Genomic DNA, 3,762 nt, shown 5'->3' on the forward strand with positions numbered 1-3,762 from the left:
GGTGGTCGCGCTGGGCTCCGGCGGCACCATGGCCGGTCTGGTCGCCGCCCTGGGCTCCGGCTCGGTGCTCGGCGTCGACGTCGGCGCGCTGGCCGACCCGGCCGCGGCGGTGACCGAGTTCGCGGCACCCCACACCGCGCACGAGGTCACTCCGGAGACGCTGCGGGTGCGCCGGGACCAGGTGGGCCGCGGATACGCCGCGCTGACCGGCCCGGTCGCCGAGGCGCTCCGCCTCGCCGCCCGCACCGAGGGCCTCGTGCTCGACCCGACGTACACGGGCCGTGCTTTGGCGGGCCTGCGCGCCGCGGTCCACGACGGCGACGTGCGCCCCGGCGAGAAGACCGTCTTCCTCCACACCGGCGGCCTTCCCGGCCTCTTCGGCCACAAGGAGGCCGTGGCGGAGGCGGAATCGGGCGCGGAGGCGTTCGACGGCTGAGCCTCCAGGGGTACGACGTCCGGACGCGGCGGGCTCCGCGACCATGACGGCGTCTTGGCTGGGCGGGGCGCACGGGGATGCGGGGCGCCCGGGCATGGCGGCCCACGCGCCGATGGGAGCGGTGGGAAGGCCGGGACGGCTCCGGGCCGCCGGCACGGCGGGGGGCGGGAACCGGACGACGGCCGGGCGCGGGGGCACGTCCACGTACGGGACGGCGGCCGGGCACGGCGGAGGCGCGGGACGGCGGCCCGGCGCCAGGGCACGCGCGGGTACAGGAAGCGCGTTGGGACGCCCCCGCTCGCCAGGACACGCGCGGGCGGGGGAAGGGCGATACGGCCCCCCAGGCCACCGAGACACGCGCCACCACCGGGACCGCCGCATCGCTCCCGGGCACCAACGGGAACAGCGGCACAGCCCCAGGCCACCGAAACACACACCAGCACCGGGACCGCCACATGATTGCCGGGTCGCACCATGTGCGACCCGGGGACTGTGTGGGCGTCGCCGGCTATGAGCCCTTGGCGTACTCGTTGGCCATGGTGCCGGCGAAGTCGAAGAGGACGACCTGCGCGTCGCCCACGACCCACGCGTCGTGGCCCGGCGGGATCACGAAGACGTCACCGGGGCCGACCTCGGTCTCGGCGCCGTCGTCCATGCGGAGCCGCATCCGCCCCTCCACCACGTAACCGTTGTGGTGGACCATGCAACTGGCGGTGCCCGCGATCGGGCCCACGGACTCCGACCAGACCCAGCCGGGTTCGAAGGTGCCCACCGCGAAGTCGAGCCCGGTCAGATGGAGCGCTTCGAGGTGGCCGCGGGGGAAGTCACGCCGTTCGTCCGGCTTCTCGACCGTCTTCACTTCCAGCATGACGGTGTCCTCCCTTCCGGCCGCTGGCCGCGGCCGGGGCCGGTCTCCGTCCCCCGGCGACCTCGGACGGCACCGGCGCTGCGGCGGCCGTACCCCACAGCACCATCGTCGGCCTGGCAACTCGGGCCCGCCATTCGGCAAGGGGCGGGGCGAGGCCGCAGGGCCCGCGCCTCACGCCGGGACCGGGACCGGGACGGGCGCCGCCCGCTCGGCTCGGCGTACGGCCACGAGGGCGCCGAGATAGGCGAGGTCGAGGAGGAAGCAGGCGGCGTAGAGGTAGTACATGAGGGCGCTGTCGTAGCGCGGCGCCCCGTGCGGATCGGTGAGCAGCGTCAGGGAGGCGCAGGCCGTGCCCAGCAGCTTGGCCAGCGCGATCGCGGCGGACTGGCCGCGCGTGCCCCGGCGGGCGGCCAGCATGGCGAGGAACATCGCGGACATCGCCAGGTTGCTGCCGAACGCGGTGATCGTGCCGGCGCCCGCGTCGAACTGCTCGGAGGCGTAGTTCATGCCCGGGTAGGCGAAGGCGAGCAGCACGGCAAGCGCGGGCAGGAACAACCGGTCGGGCAGGTAGGGGAATTCGGACCGCCCGAAGCGTACGACCGTGTAGCCGACGGCGAGGTCGAAGGCGAACCACACGATGTTGACGACGTGCAGGACCCCGGACGGCGGCCGCACGAACGCGAACATGAACTCCCAGCTGATGTTGGTGGCGAAGGCCACGACGGGCATGCCGAACGTCCGCTCCCGCACCCCGGTGCGGACCAGCAGTACGTAGGCCGCCGTCCAGAACCCGCCCGTGCCGAGCAGGAACGCCGTGTGCACCACCCGCATGAACACCCCCGTCGAGACAACCGTCCCCCACACTCCGGTGAGTACTGTGTCACGGATGACTCCCACGAACACAGTGTCGATCGCGTCGGACGACATGGGTGATCCGCCGCTGCGGCCGCTGCCCGGGCCGGCCACCGTGCTCCTGGCGGGAGTTGACCCCCACCACGGCTGGTCGCCCACCTCCGAGCGGTGCACGACGTGGCGGCCCGGCTGGTGGAGTGGGTCCAACGGCACTGCCCGGAGCTGGAGTTCGACGCGGAGGCGGTGCTGTTCGGGGCCGCCACGCACGACGCGTCCTGGACGGCTCCCGGGACGGACGTGGAGGACCTGCTGGTCAGCCTGGCCGACAAGGCCTGGAAGAACAAACGGGTGCCGGAGCTGGAGGACCTGGTGGTGGCGCGGCTGGCCGGGGCCGGCGGACGGCCGGCCTGGCAGTGGTTCCTGGAGCTGGACGAGGCCCTCACGGCCATCGGGGACAGCGCCGACCTTAGGCTGGCTTACCAGATGTCCCATTCCCCCACCCGAAGGTGACCATGCTCGCGACCTCCCTCGGTGCCGACGGTGCCGAGCTGTGTCCTCTCCAGCCCTGGCAGGCCGAGGAGTTCCTGGCTCACATGGACCGGGGGCGGGAGTTCATCGGCCGGTTCAACGGTCTGCCGGACGTGGTCGCCGATCTGGCGGGCGGCCGGGCGTTCCTGCGGGCGTACGCCGAGAAGGAGGCGGCCGACGCGGGCCTCATCCGCGCGATCCGGCTCGACGGCACGCTGGTCGGGGCGGTGATCCTGCGCCGTCTTGACGTACCGCAGGGCACGGCGGAGGCGGGTTGCTGGCTGGAGCCGGCCGCCGTGGGCCGCGGTCTGGTGACGCGGGCCGCGCGCCTGCTGATCGACTGGGCGATCCGGGAGCGCGGCGTCCACCGGGTGGAGTGGTGGGTGTCGGCGGAGAACGCGCCCAGCATCGCGGTCGCCCGGCGGCTCGGCATGACCAAGGACGCCGTCCTGCGTCAGAGCCACCTGCACCGGGGGGAGCGGCACGACGAGGAGATCTGGTCGGTGCTGGCGCCGGAGTGGACGGGCACCGGCTGATCCCCGGTGCCTACCAGGACCGGGCCGCGCGCAGCAGCAGCTCGCTCACCCGGACGACGTCGGCGTTGTCCGAGGCGCCGGGACGCCGCACGAGGAAGCCGGTGTTGATCGGCGGGTCCTCCGGCTCCAGCAGCGCCACCACCGCGCCGGACTCCAGCAGGTCCTGGCACAGATAGCGGGGCAGCACGGAGAACCCGGCGCCCGCCGCCACCGCCGCGAGGACGCCCCGCAGATCGGGCACGGTCACGGCGGCGGTACGGGACAGACGCCGGCCGAAGACATGGCGCCAGTAGCGGCGGGCGATCGGCAGGTCCTCGGCGTACGTGATCAGCGGGACCTCGTGCAGCGCGGCCGGGCCCTCGGCGGCGAGCCGCCGCGCCACCCGCCCCGCCCACACGGGGGCGGCGACCAGCACGAACTCCTCGTCGGTGAGCGGTGTGGCGTGCAGCGGGCCCTGCGGGCGGGCTCGATCGACGTCGCCGTACTGACGTCGCGCCCGCCGCACCGGCCGTCGGACGGCGAGTCCCCCCAGTTGCACATCG

The 3,762-nt window shown here is 74.0% G+C and carries 5 protein-coding genes and 1 pseudogene; 3 read left to right on the top strand and 3 right to left on the bottom strand.

Features of this window, described 5'->3' with window-relative positions:
- Positions 1 to 436: pyridoxal-phosphate dependent enzyme (locus ACWEN3_RS43360; protein WP_452983317.1), on the top strand; the 436-nt coding region annotated here is incomplete at its 5' end.
- Between the two features lie 508 nt (positions 437 to 944).
- On the opposite strand, the gene ACWEN3_RS43365 is transcribed toward ACWEN3_RS43360, so the two are convergent.
- Together ACWEN3_RS43365 and ACWEN3_RS43370 are read right to left on the bottom strand one after the other, a co-directional pair.
- Complete coding sequence (locus tag ACWEN3_RS43365) at positions 945 to 1,304, bottom strand: cupin domain-containing protein (RefSeq protein ID WP_452983320.1); 360 nt, start codon at positions 1,302 to 1,304, stop codon at positions 945 to 947.
- A gap of 171 nt (positions 1,305 to 1,475) precedes the next feature.
- Positions 1,476 to 2,135 (bottom strand): transmembrane-type terpene cyclase, encoded by a 660-nt coding sequence (locus ACWEN3_RS43370; RefSeq protein WP_452983322.1) that lies wholly within the window; start codon positions 2,133 to 2,135, stop codon positions 1,476 to 1,478.
- Positions 2,136 to 2,190: 55 nt separating this feature from the next.
- Between ACWEN3_RS43370 and ACWEN3_RS43375 the strand changes: the two are divergent.
- A pseudogene (locus tag ACWEN3_RS43375) lies at positions 2,191 to 2,666 on the top strand (phosphohydrolase).
- Between the two features lie 2 nt (positions 2,667 to 2,668).
- Entirely contained in the window at positions 2,669 to 3,220 is a 552-nt protein-coding gene (locus ACWEN3_RS43380; RefSeq protein ID WP_452983325.1) for a GNAT family N-acetyltransferase, read from the top strand.
- Between the two features lie 10 nt (positions 3,221 to 3,230).
- Here the strand turns inward: ACWEN3_RS43380 and ACWEN3_RS43385 are convergent.
- A partial coding sequence (locus tag ACWEN3_RS43385; RefSeq protein ID WP_452983328.1) for a LysR substrate-binding domain-containing protein occupies positions 3,231 to 3,762 on the bottom strand: 532 nt, incomplete at its 5' end.

It is taken from the genome of Streptomyces sp. NPDC004561, from assembly GCF_053602155.1.